Here is a 19832-nt window from a genome sequence, read left to right on the forward strand (position 1 = left end):
GATTAACCCTATCATACCAATTTACAATGTGATTGTGAAAAGGGCAAATGGATTACTTTTGAACCGGGATAGACGATCCCTGAATGTATACAGAGGTGGATGAATGATGTTAAGTCCGAACTCAACGTTTTACCCCCGTCCGCTCGGGGTTACCCCGGCGGCATCCCTGCCCCAGTCACCTTCAGCTCCGCTGGAGACCAGCCGGCAGCTTGTAAGCAAGGATGAACTGGATGCGCCTTATTTCCGTTCTCTGGAGGAAGCTGGCATCCGTCTGAACGGCCCTCAAATCTCCGCAGTTCGTCACGGCAGAGGTCCATTATTGACCTTAGCTGGAGCCGGCTGTGGCAAAACGACTGTGCTCGCAGCACGAGCGGGCTACTTAATGGAAGTCAGCGGCGTTCACGCAGGCAGCATCCTGCTCGTGACTTTCACGAACAAAGCAGCGGCCGAGATGAAGGATCGTATTGCCGCCTTGCCAGGTATTCGTCCTGCTGCCGCAAGAGCGGTACAGGCGCGTACGTTTCACTCCTTTGCCTTGACGCTACTGCGTCATTACGGCGTTCAGGAGGAGATTTTTGGCGAAACTCGTGCCCAACATACCGTCATCAAAATGTTACTACGACAGTACGGCATGAGCGAAGCCTTCCAGCCCGAGAGCCTACTCGCCATGCTATCTGCATGGAAGATGCAAGGATCGCAGACCGCTGATCTACCCGACAAGTCGCAGGAAGAACGTGATGCGAAGCGTGTGCTTCTCGGGTACGAGAACTGGAAGAAGGAACGTAACAAGATCGATTTTGACGATATTTTACTGCGCGCTGCTGAATTATTACGTGACCCTGCTGTACTGGGACCACTCCAGCGACGTTTTCAATACATTATGGTGGATGAATTCCAGGATACGAATCATTTGCAATATGAGATTGTGCAGAAGCTCGCCTCGGCTCATCGTAACTTGATGGTCGTTGGAGACGACGATCAGACGATCTATACATTTAATGGTGCACGGCAGGAGTCCATATTAGAATTCGATAAAGTATACCCAGGCGCACGCATTGTGACGCTAGATATTAACTATCGCAGTGATGCACGCATCCTTGGGCTTGGCAGCGAACTCGTAGCGAAGAACAAACGTCGACGCGACAAACGTCTGCGTGCCGCTGGACATCGAGGCGACGCTCCAAGGTTCGCCACACCGTCCAATACCGAGGAAGAAGCCGCATGGGTCGTGAACCAGATCTGTGAGCAGGTAGAGGAAGGGCTGCATACGTACCGTGATATCGCAATTCTGCACCGGACAGCCAGCAGCAGCCGGGCCGTATTCGAGCAGCTTGTGCTGAAGGATATCCCTTTTGTCCAGCACGGTGCTTCCCCGGTATTCTATGACCAATCGCTAATTAGACCGTTGATGGATCATATGCGTCTGTCTCTCGATCCACGGTCTGCAGATGCTCTACCAAGCGCACTCGGCCCGCTCTACGTGTCCCGTGATGCTGGATTAGATTGGATTCAACGCAGTGAACAACAACAAGCGAAGAAGTATCCATTGATCCATCTGGCGAAATGGGACAAGCTGAAGCCATTTCAGCAGGAGCAGGTCAAGGAACGTATCAAATTAATTAAATCACTGCAGAAACTGAAACCTGTCATTGCCATTCAGGAGATGCGCCGTCAATTCTATGACAAATATATGGAAAGTGGTGATCCTAGCATCTTCACCCACTATCGGGAAACGATGCTGGAGACACTCGATGAATTCGAAGCAGCCGCCAAAAAATTCGAAACAGTAGAAGAATTCATTCAATTCGCAGACGAGCTCTCGCGCAGACATCGGGAGATGGAATCTCTACGCCGAGCACAGGACAGTGATGCGGTTCAATTAATGACCATCCATCGTGCGAAAGGTCTTGAATTCCCATGTGTCTACTGGATTGGTGCAAGTGAAGGTATCGTTCCTCACAGCTCTTCATTGCGACAAGATCTGCCTGAGGATCAGAAGGCCGCTCTTACTGTACAACAAACGGAGAGCGAGCTGGATATGGCTTTGGAAGAGGAACGGCGGCTTGCCTATGTTGCCATCACACGTGCCAAACAGTTCTTATACGTTACTTCTCCAGCCAGCCACCATGGTAAACCTGCCGATGTATCCCGATTTTTGCTGGAAGCATTCGGCATGGAGGTTCCGGATAAACGTAAAAATAGTGAGGGTAATCGAACGGAGAATTCGCGTTCTTATGGCAAGAACCAAGGTCAGAGCTACCGATCCGGTTCACGCAATGAAGATCGTGATGTGCTTCATCGTCGCCCAATTCACTCTAATGGGCATGATGAGCGTCGCCACCGGGAAGATGAACTTCACCCACGTAAAGAACGGCTTGGCAGCGGCGAAGTTCGTAACCATAAAGCGTTCAGCACGGCAGGTGTTAAGCAAGCTCAGAGCTCATCCTCTTCAAGTACAGGATCGCATACCTCAGGTCACTCGGAACGTATGGAAACTGTGGCGATCTGGAAATGTAGCTCATCGACATGTAAAGCCTGGCTACGTCAGAAACCAGCAGTACCTTCTGCCAAGGCATCCAAAAATACCAAATCCGGCCCGCCGCCATGCCCCTTGTGTTCGGGAGCCATGGAGGCGAGTACTCGCCAGGTTCCTATGACAGGAAGATACGGGCGATAGATAACAGCCGTTGAACTATATATGACAAGCAAAAGAAAGCAGACCCACTAGGAGCCGCTTTCTTTTGCTTTATGCATTATTTTCGCGGAGAAAAGGTAGTAAGAAAATATCCTTAACGTAAGTTGGATTTAAGACACACCCTAACTGAAATGTGCTTTTAAAATCTTCACTAGACGTTGCTTATATGCATCTAAATCATACGAAGAGTTATTAACTTTTTCCTTGGCGATACTTAGGTCGTTATATATGGTTTCTTCCAGTTCCCTTCTAGCCTTAAGAACCTGAAGCGCCCCTTCTACCCCATGATACCCGTGATTCAAGCCAAAACCCTGGTTTGTGTAATATTCAATAAAACCTTCTGACCATGCTGCTGGTCTCTCCTTGACTGCCTTTCTGAAAGAATGATCAAGATCATCCTGATCTACGTAAAGTAACAACGGATTCAGTTGTTCTACAATGGAGGCTAGCTGCTTCACATAACTGATTACCTCTTCATTGGTTGCTCCGTACTTAATCATCCCGATGGTCACAGGGTTCTGTATAAAACAGCAATCAAAAATATACGTGTCTGTGCCGTTCATACTATGCTTAGCAAACTGCTCCCATTTTTCCGTAATCCGCTCTCTATTCTGCGCTAACGGCAATTCATAAATGTCATATTTAAAGATGTTATCGATGAGTTCCTTTGGAATAGTTGCTCCAACGTCATTCATTAATTTGCGATATGTCAAAAAATAATGGTTACCTTGCTTCATGAGATGTGTACGCAATAAGTCGCTAAACTCCGCATGATCAAGTAATAATTCCTGGTACTCATAATCGTTAAAACAAGCAACACCATCATAATCCGCAGGATGATCCAAATTCCCTTCCAAAAATAACTGCGTATTGATGTTCATATCGATAAGAATGTCATGAACGAGCTGAGCCGTTGTTGTTTTGCCAAAGCCGGGTAAACCCTCTATGAGAACTAATTTTGGTTGCATACGATGTTCCTCCGTTTCATATTAAGGAGGATCGGCAGGTAAGATTCCAATGGAGATGCATTTATCCATATAACTAAAAACGGATACCCAAAGGTATCCGCAGTATGGTTTATGACATACCTTACCTGCATACCCTGTAAGATGATTAGAAAAGATACCAAATAAAACGTTGTACAGCGAGCTTTTTCAACAAACGTTTATCGGCATATTTTCAAATAATTTATCTTTACAGAGTAGTCCACATGATCAGGTATATGCTCCTTTGTATGCATCTCATGACTAATATTACCATCATGAATAGAATCCTACAATCGCATTCGAATCATAGAGATTTCGTAGCGATAGAAGTTTCAGCTCTGCTCCTTTTCGTGAACAGTACAGTAGCAAGAAGCAAGGCTATACCTACAGAGGCGAAACCCAGCCAATTCAAATACAGGACAGAGGTACGGCTGATGACAAGCCCGCCTAATCCAGATCCAAGTGCAAAGCCAAATTGAATGAACGATGTATTTACGCTCAGGGCAATATCCGGATTGCGAGGTGCTAGTTTAACCAGATATAGTTGCTGCGCTGGAGAAATGCTCCACGTTGCCAACATAAAGATCATTAAGACCAAGATTAATACGATTAGATTAACTCCAGCTAGAGCAAATAAAAGCAGCGTAACGCCTTGTAAAATCAGCCCCAGGAAAACAGTGAATTTCACACCTCTGGCATCAGCCAATTGCCCGCCTATTTTAGAACCGACAAAGCTGCAAATGCCCGCCAGGAAGAGAACCCCGCTAATCTCGGCCATGGAAAGTGACGATGTCGCCTGCAAGAAAGGTGTAATATACGTAAATAGTGTAGCGTAGCCGCCGACGTACAATAATGTAACAAGCAAAGCGGTCAGAATAGTCGGATTTTTTATAATAGAAAGCTGCATGCTAAGGCTAGCCTTCTCTTCTTCTTTAATTGACGGAACCTTCTTATAGATGATCAGCAACGGAATAATACTTAATACACCAATTAGAATAAACAGAACTCTCCATCCAAACATCTCACTAAAAAATGTACCGATTGGCACACCCAGCACTAGCGAGCTGCTAAGCCCCATCAGAATGATTCCGATCGCATTGCCTCTTCGCTCTTGTTCAACGAGTCGTGTCGCCACCGCCATCGCTACCACGGTAGCCATGCCACCACTTGCCCCTTGTACAATTCGTATCCATAGTACAGCTTCATAAGTAAGATCTATGAACATAAGTCCGTTACTCGCAATAAACACACCAAGGGTCGTCATTAGCAATTTCTTACGATCAACATTGATCGTAAGTGTGATCATAATCGGAGCAACAATAGCTGCGGCCAGAGCAAATACCGTTACCAGTAACCCAGCTTCGGAGGTTGGTACGCCCAAGTCTGCAGCAATCATTTCAATGACGCCTGTAATAATATATTCAATCGTTCCGATTAGAAAAACAGCCAGTGCCAGAATATAAATAATCCCTTTGTTCTTCAACTCACTTCACCTTCTTCTGTTATCTCGTTCGAATTGGAATCTGTATCTCTATACACTGAGCATCTTGTTCTGGTGATAACGGTAAATATAGCTCTCTGCCCGCTTCATTCTCATTGATCTGATAGTTGTTGGCTTCAATCCATTTCGCTAAATGAACACAGGCGGCACCATCAAACGTTGAATCCGAATGAAAAACCATCGTAGCCATCATTGGCTCAGCAGGAAGGGCTCGTAGCTCGAATGGCTCGGGGGATGTACGCAGCTCGCAGGTCAAAAAGTAACCCACTTCAAATTCAAACTCATCCTCTTGGCCTTCGATTTCTCTCCACAGGACAACCTGAGGACCTTGAATACATCCACGAATGTCCTTGGTGATGGATTGATCCATGTGACGAATCAGGTTCGGGATATCCTCTTCCCGCCCACATGCCTTCTGATAAAGGAATGATTGGGCACCTTCCGCCCTAATTCTAATCTCTTGCTCTGTTTCCAATTGCCCCTCTTGTTCAATTAGCTTCATACGTTCCTCAATTCGAAGGAGTTTAGCCTGCTCTGTATCGATCATTTGTTGAATCTCACTTCGCTTCAGCTTAAACATGCCTTGAATATTCTCCAATGTAATATCTTCTTGAAGCAACTGTGAGATCTGTGGCAGTGTGAAACCTAGTTCCTTATACATCAAGATTCGGTTAAGCTCAAGAAGCTGATCCGCCGAATAATAACGATAACCTGTATCGTGATCTACCTTTCGTGGCTTAAGTATGCCAATCTGGTCGTAATAACGCAGTGTTTTTAAGGAGACCTTACTGAGCCTGGAAAATGCACTGATTTTGAACAAAAAATATCACCTCCATTCCACAACATAATGTGAGTATACAGTCTCCCGTATAGGGGAAAGTCAAGGGTTGCGAATTAAAGTAATCTTTCGCTTATAGCGCCAACAAATATAGAAGTATAGTTCAATCGTTCTGGCACAACCTTTGGTAAAATAGTAAAAGTAAAATTGAGATCGGAGAGTGTCATGATTATGAAAAACAAAGCGTTACTGTTCCTGTCCATTCTAATGATTCTGCTATTTACAGCTTGTAGCAACAACACCAAAGTGTATAGTTTAGACAACATTACTCAACGATTTGAAGATGCCGAGCTCCACCTTAAGCCTCAAGCTGATGACAACTATCCGGAGATCTTAAACGTTAAGCCGAGTGTCTATGAATTATTGGATGATAGCCTCTATATTTACGTTTATGAATCGGAGGAACAACGTATTGAAGCTTCTAAAGAGTTAAATGTAGAGCAACTATTCAATGCGCCCTCCTACGTTTATCAAACGGGAAACGTATTACTGATATACATATCCTTATCTGCTCCCGAAGACAATTATAATAAACAAATAGAAGATATCGTACATGCAAGATATACAACGTAATCACTATTATGAAGCTCACAATCTGTATGTACACTGCTGCTATCGGTTGCCATAGATACATCTCCTTATCCATTTAGTTGGGCAAGATAAGTCCAATCTCTAGTTCACTTATTTCCCCTTCATAACATAGGGAGATTTCAAAGCATCCTTTACAACTAAAGAATGACCTTGTTATCAGAAATTTCGGATGAAGATATAGAGCTATGAATGCAGAGATTCTTTAACCATTGTTAGGGATCTGGGTTGTACTTTCCTTGATATTTCTTCCCTATATACAAAGCCATTAGAGAGGAGGGAAGAGCGGATGCAAACAACCGACATCATCTCGCTGGTCACTAACATAGGATTTCCTGTGACGTTATGTTTTATATTAATCCGCTATGTGCTGCAAACGATTGGTGACAAGCTGGATCGTTTGGATCATTCCTTATCACAACTCGTGCAAGTAATTCAATCCAACCAGAATAAAAGTAAACGAGGACAACCCTAACGAGATGGATGGTTCGTATCCAGGGGTATAATGATCAAGGCAGACCTTGGTTAAAGGGATCTGACGATGCGTTTGATATTCGTTTCAGGATAGAACCTGCTGTTTATTAACAGTAGAAGGATGATATTTCCATTTTGGAATGGAGGTTAAACAAATGCAGGAAGGCAAACATCATTATTATGTCTCGGTAAGTCACAATCTGATTGAACGCGAACGTCATGAATCAACACCTTTTGAAGTCGTGGTGGACGATGAAGAGCTTGTTCAGTTAAAAGATCTGATGAAGGTACTAGAGGAGGATGATGCATACACACTGCAGCGAGCTCCGGTGCCTTATAAATCCGCAGATCACGATGAAGCGACAGCGCAATTTTCGGATGGGATGACCTTGTTATACACATTTCTATATGACCACGGCACGTCGGACACTCGGCAATCCATAGAGAGCATGAATGTGCTGTCCCGGCTGCAGGATACGGATTATGAAGATCCCGGGTATGAGGATTCACCGTTAAATAAATAATAGCAGCCGAATGAACGAACCGACACCTAAAAAGCATGCATCTCCCGCACGCGATGGGGATGTGGCATGCTTTTTGGCGTTGCATTCTGCGCCCTTAGTCCAGACGAATCTCATGCCCCTTCTCTGCGGACTCATAAATTGCGCATAACATCCGGGTGGAGGCGACCCCATCGGCGATTGGGCTGATTGGCTCGGTTCCATTCAGGCAACAATCTACAAAGTGATCAATCTGATTCTGAAAAGCGGTATGCATATGCAGACCTGGATTATCGGCTTGCGGCTCTATGTTAAGGATCGTATTATTTTTCTCTGTAACAATCAGCGTTTCCGGCTCCAGCTCGAATCCACCACGCTCCCCGTATAATTTAACGGATGATTCATCGCTGCGCGCATGTAGAGTGAAACTCACATCCACTGCCAGTGATGCGCCATTCTCAAAACGAATTAAGGCATTCGCCATATCCTCCACATTGTTCACGGCAGAGCTATAATCAGCGGCTTTATAAAAGGACAGATGTTCAATATTAGCCCGATTCCCCAGCTTATAATACGTATTGCCACTGACTGATACAGGCTTCGGACGCCCCATCAGATACCAGCACTGATCAATAATATGTACACCCAGATCAATAAGTGGGCCACCACCGGATCTATTTTTGTCGGCAAACCAGCCTCCAGGATTACCTAAACGCCGCAGAATAGAAGCCTTCGCATAGTACAGTTCGCCAAACTCTCCAGCCTGAATGAATTGATGAAGCATTTGCATGTTGTTATCATACCGCCTGACAAACCCCACAACGAAGGTACATCCACTGCTCTTCACCGCTTCTTCAATCCGTAACGCATCTTCCACATTGGTCGCCACGGGCTTCTCCAACAAGACGTGTTTACCTGCCTTAAGGGCGGCGATGGCAAAATCAGCATGTGTATTATTCCACGTACAGATACTTACGGCGTCTACATGTGGGTCTTTCAACATTTCACGATAATCGGTATACACCGACTGTGCCTCATACTTCTGGGCTGCCGCTGTTGCACGCTGTTCATTCAAATCACAGATGGCATAGATCACCGCGTTAGGATTCTTGGCATAACACCTCATATGCAGATCTGAAATGGAGCCTGTTCCGATCATACCGATGTGCAGCATTTGTTTGGTGCTCATCTTCATCCTCCCTTCCTTTTCCAAACCTGTAGTCACTATTGTGCCCGCAGTTGGGCTGGATCAATACGCTACGTCCAACCAGACCGTGCGACAAACTAGCTCTCGCAGAAATTTCCACTTACTTGAATTTAACCTGATCTGGTTCGGCGTAACCTGATAGTTGAGTAAACTTTCCATTTATTCTGGATAACATTGGATTCAACTAACAGACGTTTTGACACTATATTGAACAGATATCGCCCGCTAATGCGTCCTAAAGTGCAACACTGGAGCAACATATCCCGTCTAGAACATGAAAGCTGGTTTGAAAATAATACTTAATGCGAATCAATCTAGAATAGAAGGGAAGATCAACTATGAACAACAACACGAAAAAAATAAGTGCCCTTATGGCACTCTCCTTAGCTTTGGGTGGAGGATCGGCGTTGGCAGCCACTCCAAACACAACACAGCCCGCTCCCCTCATTACAGCAGCAGATCAAGCGAATCAGTCCTCTACGATTAAAGTACTTGTTAACGGTGTATCTATAGCTGATGGCTATAAGGCTACAGCGGATAAAGAGCCAATGCTGGCACTACGGAGCCTTACCGAAGCTTTAGGCTATGAGCTCGATTGGAACAAAGCAGACAAGTCTGCTGAATTAACGCAAGGTAACTCATGGACACGTGTAGTCACAGGGCAGGATCAATATTCCGTGAATAAGATGCTACTCACACTAGGGGCAGCACCGGAAATCATCAATGGCATATTGTATGTTCCTGCTTCATTTGCCGAGAAGGTTCTCCATGCTCAGGTGACGACCAGCGGAAACACGGTAACGATTGTGTCGGAGGAAGCAGTGAAAAATGTGACCGAACGTGGCGTTATTACGAGAATTCATAAGGACGGTAGCTATCCATCTGTGCAAATTGGTGGTGCTGGTCAAGACGGAATCGTTCTTAACCTCAATGATGATACCGTATTCAAATCCGCTGAAGGTAAGGAGATTTCACTGGGCGATCTCACTCTAGGGATGAATGTAGAAGCTGTACATTCCACGATTACTACGCGCAGCTTACCACCACAAACACCAACCTATCAAATCACGGTATTGGATGTAGCTGGGTCAGAAGCTGAGACACCACCCCTAGAGGTTCTGGGTACAGCAGGTACAGTTGAACGCGTTCAAACTACAGCGGGTAATACACAGATCGAAATATCCGGCACACGACTGACAGAGACAGGTCCGGATCATGTTATTTTGAATATTACGGAAGAGACACAGCTTGTAGATCACGAAGGGAACCCTGTGGAGCTAACCGAGCTGACAGAGGGTGCTAAAGTCATTGGATTTTACAGCCCTGTACTGACGCGTAGTCTCCCACCGATCGGAACAGCCTGGAAAGTGGTGTTAGAGATATCCGACGTTCAGCCTCAAACAGATGGACAAGCGGACGCTGAGCAAGCAAAATAATAAGATTTTGCACGCTCACCTGAAGGTAGACTACTTCTAGCATACCTTTTAGTAATGGTAAGAAAGCAAAATAACCTTACCCGCTTGTCCTTTTGGGGACAGGGTAAGGTTATTTTCTATTTTTTCACGCTTTCTCAGACTCGATTACAGCCTCAACCTCGATCTCTACCATAAGCAAAGGATCAATAAGAGCACTAACTTCAACCATGGTGGCAACAGGCTGGATCTGTCCAAAAAACTCCCCGTGCGCCTTACCTACTTCTTCCCATCGAGAGATATCCGTGACAAACATTCGAGTTCGCACAACATTGGTGAGATTAGCACCCAATTCTTGCAATGCCTTCTCAATCGTCTGCAAAATAAATCTGGTCTGCGCATAAGGATCACCCGCGCCAACCACAACACCATCCTGCATCGCCGTTGTGCCTGCCACTTCAATCCGGTTGCCTACTCTAATCGCCCGGCAATAACCGACAAGCGGCTCCCAAGGAGAACCCGTAAACACCTGCTGTCTGCTCATGCTCTATTTCCCTCGCTTTATCATCATATTTATTTTCCTAACTATACCAACTTTCGTCGTTCTAGACCATTCATTTCAAGCTTCACTACTCCGCACTGCACGAACACAAAATGTATGTAAAAATTTAAAACCTCTATGAAAAAAACAAAAAAGCCCTGCACAAACAGGAACGATTGGATCATTCCATGTTTGTATAAGTTCGTGTTCAAAAAGGATGGTTTTCGGCTTTTTGAACAACCTCTATAAGGGCTTACATAAGTTATCTAGATTAGACGGGCTACACCATTACAACTTGATATTTGCTTCATCAAAGTATTCTTCGAGGGTTAATCCACTCTTCACGATGTCTTGCGCCAGTTCCTTACCTACGTAGCGAATGTGCCATGGTTCATAAACATAACCCGTCACATCCTCCTCGCCTTCGGGATAACGAATCACATAACCGTATTCAGCGGCATGCTCATCCAGCCATTGACCTTCTTTCGATGATCCAAATACTTCTTCAAGCACATTGCCCACACTTGGACTGGACACATCAATGGCAAGGCCAGTCTGATGCTCGCTTCGACCTGGCACGGCACTTACACGCGAAGCATATGCTTCACCTTTGGTTTTGACATTATTGTTGTAGATCGATACTTGGCGTTGATACGAACGATAGCCAGACACGGCACGAAGTTCAATACCGTCCGCTTTGGCACCTGCAAACAGCTCCTCCAATGCCCCCGCAGCTTCCTTACGCATGTGCCGCTTCTCGTGTGGCTCGTCAAAAGAAAACTTCACATTCGGTTCAACGAGGTCACTCGGCTCATAACCTTCCGGCAAGCTACGCTGTTTGTTGACAATCACAGTCATCGCCTCCGCATTGGTCACAACCGATTGACTATCAATTGTATTTTGTAATGCACTGACACTACGCTCTTGCATCACAGGATCATCCGCTGTCGCTTCATTGCCATCGGCCGAGGAACCTTGGTTCTCGCCTTCTGACGCTGCATCTGAACCGCTATCTGTTTCCTCATTGCTGTCTGTAGCTGGGGTATCCTGCCCCTCATTAGGAGTGCTACCATCTGTTTCCGTATCATCTGTAAAATGAATGGTTGTGCCATCCGATTCCTGCTGTGTGTTGCCTGCTGTGCTTGGATTCTGGCTCTCATTCGCACTCGAACCGTCCTGACAAGCTGATAGCAACATGCCGCATAATATAAATGAGGACAGCATCACAGTGATGCTCCGTTGTCTGCCTGTACGTGATTTCATGTAAAAACTCCTATCGCCATCCAAATTATAGTGCGTGTTCAAAGTAATCAAAAGCGGATTTTTTGAACAACCTCATATATTGCAAACTGTTAAGTTTAGGGGAATCCGCAGCAAAGCATTCTTCCCCTGCGACAGTATACCTTATATGCGGGCGAAGCTCCACCGCCAAAGACTCCCTTCACCCGAACTCATTATTACCCCAGATGGGATGATCTGCATATTAGGCTGTTTTTCAGCCTTTTATAGCCCAATCCCAGTTGCTGTCGTTCCAAGCGCCTCATTGGAAATTCCCGCTAAATGTCAAATGGGAGCCTAGGTGCTGACCATGACAAATAAGCAGGGATGATCTACGATCTCCCCGCTTAACGCCTTGCATCACTTGGTCGTCTTGCTGTCCTTGTTCTTCTTCTGGACAGCCTGCCAGATCCGCGCTGCCACACGCTCGCGGATCAGCGTAAGCCCCGCAACGGCCGGCACACCTGGCAGCAGCGCCGTTAGCTCCGGCGTTGCCGGCGGCTTGCCCGGCTGCGCCAGCTGCACCTGCACGGCGCCGAAGCCCGGCCCCGGCTGGTGCATGGCGCCTTCGGCGGCAGCCTCGGCGATCCACTCGCCGACGGCAGCGCCGCCTTCGCCGCCCCGCGCCTGCGGGCGGCCAGCCGTCTCGGCTGCGCGGCCAGAGCCGCCGGGTTCATGGGCGAGTTCCTCCGCCCATGAACCGAGCACGCCAGCGAGCAGCGCTTCGCGCGGCAAGCCGGCGTGCGCAAGCTGCAGCAGCGGCTCGGCTGCGTAGCGCGCGGCTGCGGCCTGCACGGCGGCTGCGACATGCGCGCAGCCCGGGCTGCCGCAGCTGCACGTGGCGGCAGCACCGAGCGTGGCCTGCGCGGCAGGCTCCGCAGCCAGCGTGAACTCCGCTGCGGCAGGCAACAGCGCTGCAAGCTCCGCTGGAACCGGAGCTTGGGCTTTAGCCGCGCCGCTGCGCAGCAGTGCATACAGCGCGAGTGGACGTTCGCGCAGCTCCGCAAGAATCGCCTCACGCGCTGCTTCGCCAAGCTGTGGCAGCGTGCAGGTTACGGTAAACTTACCTTCACCTGCGGCGGCGGGTTTTACACCCTTCTCCGTGGCAACAGATGCAGCGCTCCTTGCATCTATTGCATTCGAATCTAGCGCAGCCTTTTTCGGCTTCGAAGTCGTTGATGCATGAACCTCTTCCTTCACTTCTGCTGTCCATCCAGCGGGGGACATATGCAGCTCGACATTCCATTTTTCGCTCACAACAATCCCCCTTTACTTATTCCTATAACCAAGTCTCGCCTTGAAGCGAGATCAGTCCACGCAGCTCATCGTCTGACATTTCAGTTAACCAGTTCTCACCGGAACCTACGACCTGCTCGGAGAGTGCCTTCTTACTTTCGATCAGTTCATCAATCCGTTCTTCTAACGTCCCCTGACAGATCAGCTTATGCACCTGTACGTTGCGATTTTGTCCGATACGGAATACCCGATCCGTAGCCTGGTTCTCCACCGCAGGGTTCCACCAGCGATCATAATGAATGACATGACTTGCACGCGTCAAATTCAGACCTACACCGCCCGCACGAAGAGATAATACAAATAACGAAGGCCCTTCCCCTTTTTGGAATGTCTCGACCATTTCGTCCCGTTGCATTTTGGATACACCACCATGCAGGAAATACGGCTCTTCTTCATAGCGCTGTGTTAATCGTGATACTAACAATTCTCCCATAGCCACATACTGCGTGAAGATCAATGCAGACTCTCCATTGTCTCGAATCGCGTCGACAAGCTCCAGTAGGCGTTCCATCTTGCCAGATGCCTCCACCTTGGCATTCTCTTTGCGATTACTGTCCGCTAGCACCGGATGGTCACAGATCTGCTTCAGTTTGGTCAATGATGACAGCACAATTCCTTTGCGGGCAATGCCATTTCTGCCATCCAATCCACCCATCAGATCATCCACGACACGTTGATACAGCACCGTCTGCTCTGGTGTCAGGGAACAGTACGATTTCAGTTCCAGCTTCTCTGGCAGATCCTTACGGATGTCTGGATCACTTTTGAGCCTGCGCAGCATGAATGGAGACACGAGTCGGTGAAGCTCCCGCAAAGAAGCGCCATTTTCCTCGGAGGTTCCTGTACCTGTATAGCGCTGACGGAACGACGAAGCCGTGCCCAAGTACCCTGGATTCAAGAATTGGAAAATGGACCACAGCTCGCTGAGCCGATTCTCTACCGGCGTACCCGTCATTGCAATCCGGTGGGGAGCAGACAGACGCATCACGCTCTGCGCCTGTTTTGTACGATAATTTTTAATATACTGCGCTTCATCAAGCACCACAGTGGACCATTGCAGTGAAGCCAGATCAGGCCCATCCCGTCCAGCTAGATGGTATGTCGTTAACACAATATCATGCGCCTGTGCTTCTGCCTGGAATGCAGCACCGTGCAGTCGCTGTCCTCCATGATGAATATAGAGGGTTAGGTCAGGAGCGAACCGTTTCAGTTCCCGTTGCCAGTTTCCCAGAAGGGAGGTTGGACACACAATCAATGCAGGCAGATGAATTCCCTGCGAATACGCAGCGGCATTCCATTCCGATGTGCCATCTGCTCGTGCCACCAATGTCTCCCCATCATTCTCTTCCGCTTCCTGCGCGGCGATCTGTTGCTCCTCGTGCTTCAGGTCGAGCAGACAGGTTATCACCTGAATGGTCTTACCAAGACCCATATCGTCCGCCAGACATACACCGAACCCTAGCTCTCGCATAGCCGATAACCACTGATATCCCCGTTCCTGATACGGACGAAGCTCGCCATGCAGCTCTCCTGGCACTTGGCGCGGTTCTATACTGCGTAGCACCTGTCCATCCAGTAAGAAGGATAGTAGACCTTCCGATTCTGCGCCAAAGACCGACAGACCTTTCCAAGCGGCATCTTCCCCTTCTTCTGCAGCCAAATGCAGCCATTCCGATAGAGGCATGTATTGTTCTTCTTCTTTTTTCATATAACGGAGAACTTGGCGAATTTCCTTCGTATCCACTTCAATCCACTCACCGCGGAACATGACATACGGAACCGTCGCTTCGGCCAGTGCAGCCAGCTCCTCCGGTGTCACAGGTTTACCGTCGATCATCGGTTCAGCCTTAAACGCCACAAGCTGTTCCATACCCAGTGCAGATGGAGTGCTCGGCGTCTGTTCAGTGTTACGATTCAGCATCTGCAAGCGTAGTCCAGCACGACGCTTGCCAGCTCGACTCCAGCGAGAAGGCATGAGCACCGTCGTTCCAGACTTCTGTAAACGAGGTACGGCATGTGTTAAAAATTCGAAGAAGGCTTGCTGTGAAAGTTGGATTCCTTCAGGACGCGGCTCCAGCAATGCTGTCTCCAGCTCTGGAGCCAGCTCCGTTGCGTACCCTAGCGCCATCAGCAGCTGTTCTGCAATAGAGGCATAATGAACCTTGCCCCGGTCTAGATCACGCTCTGGATGAGCCCAGATTGTACGAGCGGGCAGTCTCAGCCCTGGCTCCTGTACACTGTCCACCCAGAACGTAATGCCCCATAATGTTTCCAGCTCTCCAAGGGGTGGCTCGAGCCGTAATACAAGTTTAATTTCACCTTCTGTAGGAGCAATCTCTTCCGTTCTCATCAAGGGCATGGACGTGCCCCCTGCTTCCTGAATGATCTCCATGAATTCAGTCAGTTCCTCCGTCGCCCCCTGAACGGTGACAGGACGGAACATCGATATTAAACTGTTCCACCACAGCTCTGATACCGGAGAAGATCCACGCCGGAACTGAGTTCGATACCGTGACATGTCACTATCCATGCTCTCCAGTTCACCTGTGACAACAGCATGAACCATACCACTCATAAATGAAAATAATACAGCCGCGCCTGCCTCTTCTCGTGATTCCGGTTCCGAAGATGCGTATGCCCCCGGCGCAGATAGACCAATTGGCGGCATAGCCTCAGCTAATTCACGGAATCGCTCTACGTCCGCCTCATGTAATAAGCGTGGGCGCCATACACCCGTTAACGTTTCTTGACCCGTACGCCGACGCGCCCCCGTCTTCGCAGCAAATTCAGCCGCTGGCGCAATCTCTCCACGCAGCAACAATTCTTGTGTAAACTCGGCTGCCTTTACCCAATATTTAATCTCTTCTCCAGCTTGAATGCCCGCCGCATTCAGTATGCTGTCGTCCCAATGAAGCAGCAGCTTAAATGTATCTTTGGGCGACATCGCCAGTCCCTCGAGCGTCCTTCCAAGTAATTGCCGACGCTTTGTTCCCTTAGCTTCAGCAGCATTACGCATCGGATTCGGCCAGCGCAACTCCGCAAGGCGCAGAGCGGCAGGCTGAAATAAACGACCCCCGTCGCCAAAATTTAGCCGTCTTACCACGTGACTCCATGCATCTACACGTGGTTCCGATGTTTCACCGGAAAAACAAAAAAACACGTCACCAAGCCATACACCATACAGCGATTGCATCATTACAGTCTCCCGTCATCCCTTCGCATTGTTACTCTCCATCATATACGAAAACGAGTCGATTTAAAAACCTTTACCCATAAAAATTGCTTATTTTCATGGTTTAGCATGCAAAAAATGCCCCTCATTCCCCCGAAAGGGGTTAAGGAGCATTTAGGGAAATTTATAATATAGCCTTGGAAAAATTACGAGTGAGTCAAGCTGCCCAGCAACACTTCAAGGTTCAAAATGCCCGCCGTATGGTCTTCACCGTATCCAATTTCATTGAAGATTCCACTCATGAAGCTTTTGTGCTCTTCCGCAGGTTTTTCAAATCGCTCGTATGTTACAACGGAATCAACCGTATCCACAATAAGAGGGACAAACCCGTCTTTGTACGGTACAACAATAATACGTGTGGAAGAAGTGTCCTCCTGATCCGGCATACCCAACAACACACGCAAACTCACAACAGAGACAACTTTACCGTATAGCGAAGTGAATCCTCTAATTTCCGGACTTCCAAAAGGAACCGTTGTAACCGGCACCATTCTAATGATCTCCTGAACTTCATCAATCCGAAGTGCAAAGAACTGTTCTCCTACCGAGAAATTAATATATTGAATGTTCTCATCCATAGATCCCTCAGACCCTTCTCATTTCCATTTTTAGAAACTTACATCATCACGCTTCATCTGCACATAAATAAATTAATTTCACTTGGCTTCGTGATTCGGCATAACTAGGGCGTGTCTGAAAACTCCGAAGGACGCAGATTTTGACGAATTTTCGTTCCAAGCAAGAAAGTTTTCCGCAGGCGTGCCGGGGCACGTCAAGGGAAAGTGACGCAGCAGGGGGCGAAAAGACGGTAAAAGATGCACTTCAGCGAGTTTTGAGACACGCCCTAATCTTCATTCATATTATATCGGTCTAGGTCGGGTGAAATTTTACCCTGAGATATGAATCTGAGATTCTAGCTTTTGCCCCGAAATCCTCTCCTCCCCTTCGAACAGAGAGAACGAAACCACGCTGATGTATTCGATAGCCTTCATGGTTCATATTACCTATTCCACATCTGTAACATTACAGCAAAACATTGACGATATACATAGTATATTTAAACATTCGTTCAAGGACTAAAGTCCCAGGGTGTTATTTCAGAAACGAGGTAAGCATTATGACACTAAAAACCAAAGTGATTTTCATCGTCACCGCCATCTGTATCCTGCTAGCAGCACCGATCGGATACCTCTCTCTCTACGTGATAGAGAAGCAGGCTACAGAATCGGTAGATAATGAGCTACAAAGCACCGTTCAAACAGCAGTAACCGAGGTCAGCGGCTGGGCAATGGCGCAAGCCAAAGTTATTGAAACCGTCGGAAAGGTCATCAATGACACCGTTCCTCTTCAAGAAATTAGCATGGAACACCTTCAGGCATTCCAATTGCCAAGTAATAAGGAAGATATCGCTACGATTTATTTCGGGCTAGAGGATGGCACATATCTGGATGGCGCAGGTTTTCAGCCTGACGCATCCTTTGATGCACGTCAGCGTCCGTGGTACCTTGCTATCAAGGCCTCTAATCAGCTTACTTTCAGTGATGCTTATGTAACCCAAGCGGGTGTACAGTCTATTTTTATCGGGGTACCTCTACATGACGAGAACGGAAACTTTCAAGGAGCCATTTCAGAAAATATCTCTTTGGATTCAATCAAAGATGAGATTAGCTCGATTAAAACAGAACATGGCTTCACCTTTTTGCTAGACCGAACTGGTGTAGTACTCTCTCACCCTAATCAAGAACTGCTGAATACGCCGCTTGCCGAACAGAGTGACTATACCGAAATCGTAGGTAAAATGCTTGCAGAGCCAAGTGGATTGTCAGAGTATACATACAACAATGATCGCCAGCTTATCTATTACGAGAAAATTCCGAACACCAATTGGATTGCAGCTACATCCATCTCCAAGGCATCTGCTTTAGCTGAATTTACGAATACGAGACAACTGTTTATTGCATTTATCGTGATTTTCACTCTGATTTTGGCTGCTCTTGCTTATTTCTTAGCCCTAAAAACGATTAAGCCTTTGATTGCTATGAAAAATAGTGCACAACAATTGGCTGCAGGTGACCTCACTGTGCAGGTTTCCGTTAAAGGCAAAGATGAGATTGCTCAGCTCGGGACCTCTTTCAATGAGATGTCATCTTCACTTCGCAGTCTGATTCAACAGGTCGATCAATCTGCACAACAAGTGCAATCTTCCTCTCAGACCATGCTTAAGGATGCATCGGGTAGTAATGAAATTGCGGGACAGATCTCAACCGTCATTGATGAAATTGCCAAAGGTGCAGGCGAACAAGCCGAATCCATTCAAGCTGGAGCTGAGATGGTATCAGGCATCAATAAAGTCATTGATCAAATTACAGACGAAGCACGCCAAGCATCCGAAACCATTTTAGACGTAAATCATGCCATGGAGAGCGGAAACGATGCGATTGCAAGGCAGAATGATCTCTCTCAAGCAGGACATGAATCAACCAATCGAGTGGAAACGTCCAATCAATTGTTATTAAGTAAGCTTAGTGAAATCTCAGTCATTACGAATAGTATTCAGAACATCGCAGCCCAAACCAACCTATTGGCGCTAAATGCCTCCATTGAGGCTGCACGCGCTGGAGAGCATGGCAAAGGCTTCGCTGTTGTCGCTGGTGAAGTGCGTAAGCTTGCGGAGCAATCCTCTCAGTCTGTAGCTGGAATTGATCAATTGTTGAATGATCTACATGCCGCAGGTCAACAGAGTGCGACCGAACTGGAGCAATTCCGCCTGAATAGTGCGGAGCAATCCGATTCTATGGCAGATACCTCAGCATCCTTTGAGCGTATACGCCAATCTATTGATGAAATTATTCACAAAATCAACTCCATAACGACAGGTATGAACGAGATCAAATCAGGTGCCGCTCAAGTGTCTGACGTCATGACAGGGCTGGCAGCCGTTGCCGAGGAAAGTGCCGCCTCTACCGAGGAAGCTGCTTCTTCCACAACGGAACAATCCCAATCCATTGGCAACATATCCGTTGCTGCCAAAGCATTGTCTGACCATGCGGATCAGTTACTACGTGAGGTTAGCCGTTTTAATACAGAATCTAAATAAATTCGTGTCTTATCTCCGTTCCGCAAATGGAAGAAACCTCTGTCAACAGTGGCTTCCACTTGTCGAACGGAGGTTTTTGTTATTTCTTCATTTGAATACTTATTCATCTGTGGATATCTGCACGTAATGGATTGAAAAGACGAAAATTCGGCTGTAACATATTGTCTTTCAACAGATTGTGGATATT

The 19832-nt window shown here is 47.3% G+C and carries 16 protein-coding genes; 7 read left to right on the forward strand and 9 right to left on the reverse strand.

From position 1 onward, the window contains the following. Positions 1-106: 106 nt before the first annotated feature. Positions 107-2677, forward strand: coding sequence for a UvrD-helicase domain-containing protein (locus M3636_RS20530; RefSeq protein ID WP_251383824.1), 2571 nt, complete (start codon positions 107-109; stop codon positions 2675-2677). Between the two features lie 140 nt (positions 2678-2817). On the opposite strand, the gene M3636_RS20535 is transcribed toward M3636_RS20530, so the two are convergent. The 3 genes from M3636_RS20535 to M3636_RS20545 all read right to left on the reverse strand — a co-directional run bounded on the left by M3636_RS20535 (position 2818) and on the right by M3636_RS20545 (position 6002). After that, positions 2818-3663: a P-loop NTPase family protein gene (locus M3636_RS20535; protein ID WP_251383825.1), complete on the reverse strand. Its 846-nt coding sequence runs from the start codon at positions 3661-3663 to the stop codon at positions 2818-2820. Between the two features lie 322 nt (positions 3664-3985). Beyond that, complete coding sequence (locus tag M3636_RS20540) at positions 3986-5164, reverse strand: MFS transporter (RefSeq protein WP_251383826.1); 1179 nt, start codon at positions 5162-5164, stop codon at positions 3986-3988. Positions 5165-5183: 19 nt separating this feature from the next. Further along, the gene (locus tag M3636_RS20545; RefSeq protein WP_251383827.1) at positions 5184-6002 is read right to left on the reverse strand and encodes a MerR family transcriptional regulator; all 819 of its coding nucleotides are present in this window, start codon (positions 6000-6002) and stop codon (positions 5184-5186) included. 189 nt (positions 6003-6191) lie between these two features. Between M3636_RS20545 and M3636_RS20550 the strand changes: the two genes are divergently transcribed. The 3 genes from M3636_RS20550 (at position 6192) to M3636_RS20560 (ending at position 7606) form a co-directional block, all read left to right on the forward strand. Continuing rightward, positions 6192-6593, forward strand: coding sequence for a hypothetical protein (locus tag M3636_RS20550; protein WP_251383828.1), 402 nt, complete (start codon positions 6192-6194; stop codon positions 6591-6593). A 304-nt stretch (positions 6594-6897) separates the two neighbouring features. Further along, positions 6898-7083 carry a hypothetical protein gene (locus tag M3636_RS20555; RefSeq protein ID WP_251383829.1) on the forward strand — a complete coding sequence of 62 codons (186 nt, stop codon included), beginning with the start codon at positions 6898-6900 and terminating at the stop codon, positions 7081-7083. 154 nt (positions 7084-7237) lie between these two features. Further along, entirely contained in the window at positions 7238-7606 is a 369-nt protein-coding gene (locus tag M3636_RS20560) for a hypothetical protein (protein ID WP_251383830.1), read from the forward strand. Positions 7607-7700: 94 nt separating this feature from the next. Here M3636_RS20560 and M3636_RS20565 read toward each other — a convergent pair whose 3' ends face one another. Continuing rightward, complete coding sequence (locus M3636_RS20565) at positions 7701-8771, reverse strand: Gfo/Idh/MocA family protein (protein ID WP_251383831.1); 1071 nt, start codon at positions 8769-8771, stop codon at positions 7701-7703. Between the two features lie 356 nt (positions 8772-9127). Between M3636_RS20565 and M3636_RS20570 the strand changes: the two genes are divergently transcribed. After that, on the forward strand, positions 9128-10225 hold the full coding sequence (locus M3636_RS20570; protein WP_251383832.1) for a copper amine oxidase N-terminal domain-containing protein: 1098 nt from the start codon (positions 9128-9130) through the stop codon (positions 10223-10225). Between the two features lie 124 nt (positions 10226-10349). Here the strand turns inward: M3636_RS20570 and M3636_RS20575 are convergent, their stop codons facing one another. The 3 genes from M3636_RS20575 to M3636_RS20585 all read right to left on the reverse strand — a co-directional run bounded on the left by M3636_RS20575 (position 10350) and on the right by M3636_RS20585 (position 12929). After that, positions 10350-10745 carry a RidA family protein gene (locus tag M3636_RS20575; protein ID WP_251383833.1) on the reverse strand — a complete coding sequence of 132 codons (396 nt, stop codon included), beginning with the start codon at positions 10743-10745 and terminating at the stop codon, positions 10350-10352. A gap of 285 nt (positions 10746-11030) precedes the next feature. Further along, complete coding sequence (locus tag M3636_RS20580) at positions 11031-12005, reverse strand: M15 family metallopeptidase (protein WP_251383834.1); 975 nt, start codon at positions 12003-12005, stop codon at positions 11031-11033. 375 nt (positions 12006-12380) lie between these two features. Beyond that, entirely contained in the window at positions 12381-12929 is a 549-nt protein-coding gene (locus M3636_RS20585) for a hypothetical protein (protein WP_128100100.1), read from the reverse strand. Here M3636_RS20585 and M3636_RS20590 point away from each other — a divergent pair. Continuing rightward, a complete protein-coding gene (locus M3636_RS20590) occupies positions 12907-13206 on the forward strand; it encodes a hypothetical protein (protein WP_251383835.1) in 300 nt (99 codons plus the stop codon). The two genes, M3636_RS20585 and M3636_RS20590, sit on opposite strands and share 23 nt — an antisense overlap. A 93-nt stretch (positions 13207-13299) precedes the next feature. Here M3636_RS20590 and M3636_RS20595 read toward each other — a convergent pair whose 3' ends face one another. Both M3636_RS20595 and M3636_RS20600 read right to left on the reverse strand, forming a co-directional pair. Next, on the reverse strand, positions 13300-16512 hold the full coding sequence (locus tag M3636_RS20595; RefSeq protein ID WP_251383836.1) for a DEAD/DEAH box helicase: 3213 nt from the start codon (positions 16510-16512) through the stop codon (positions 13300-13302). Between the two features lie 182 nt (positions 16513-16694). Further along, on the reverse strand, positions 16695-17126 hold the full coding sequence (locus M3636_RS20600) for a chemotaxis protein CheW (RefSeq protein ID WP_128100098.1): 432 nt from the start codon (positions 17124-17126) through the stop codon (positions 16695-16697). Positions 17127-17665: 539 nt separating this feature from the next. On the opposite strand from M3636_RS20600, the gene M3636_RS20605 reads away from it, so the two are divergent. Beyond that, the gene (locus M3636_RS20605; protein WP_128100097.1) at positions 17666-19645 is read left to right on the forward strand and encodes a methyl-accepting chemotaxis protein; all 1980 of its coding nucleotides are present in this window, start codon (positions 17666-17668) and stop codon (positions 19643-19645) included. Positions 19646-19832: the final 187 nt, after the last annotated feature.

The organism is Paenibacillus sp. MER 99-2, assembly GCF_023714095.1.
Lineage (GTDB): Bacteria > Bacillota > Bacilli > Paenibacillales > Paenibacillaceae > Paenibacillus.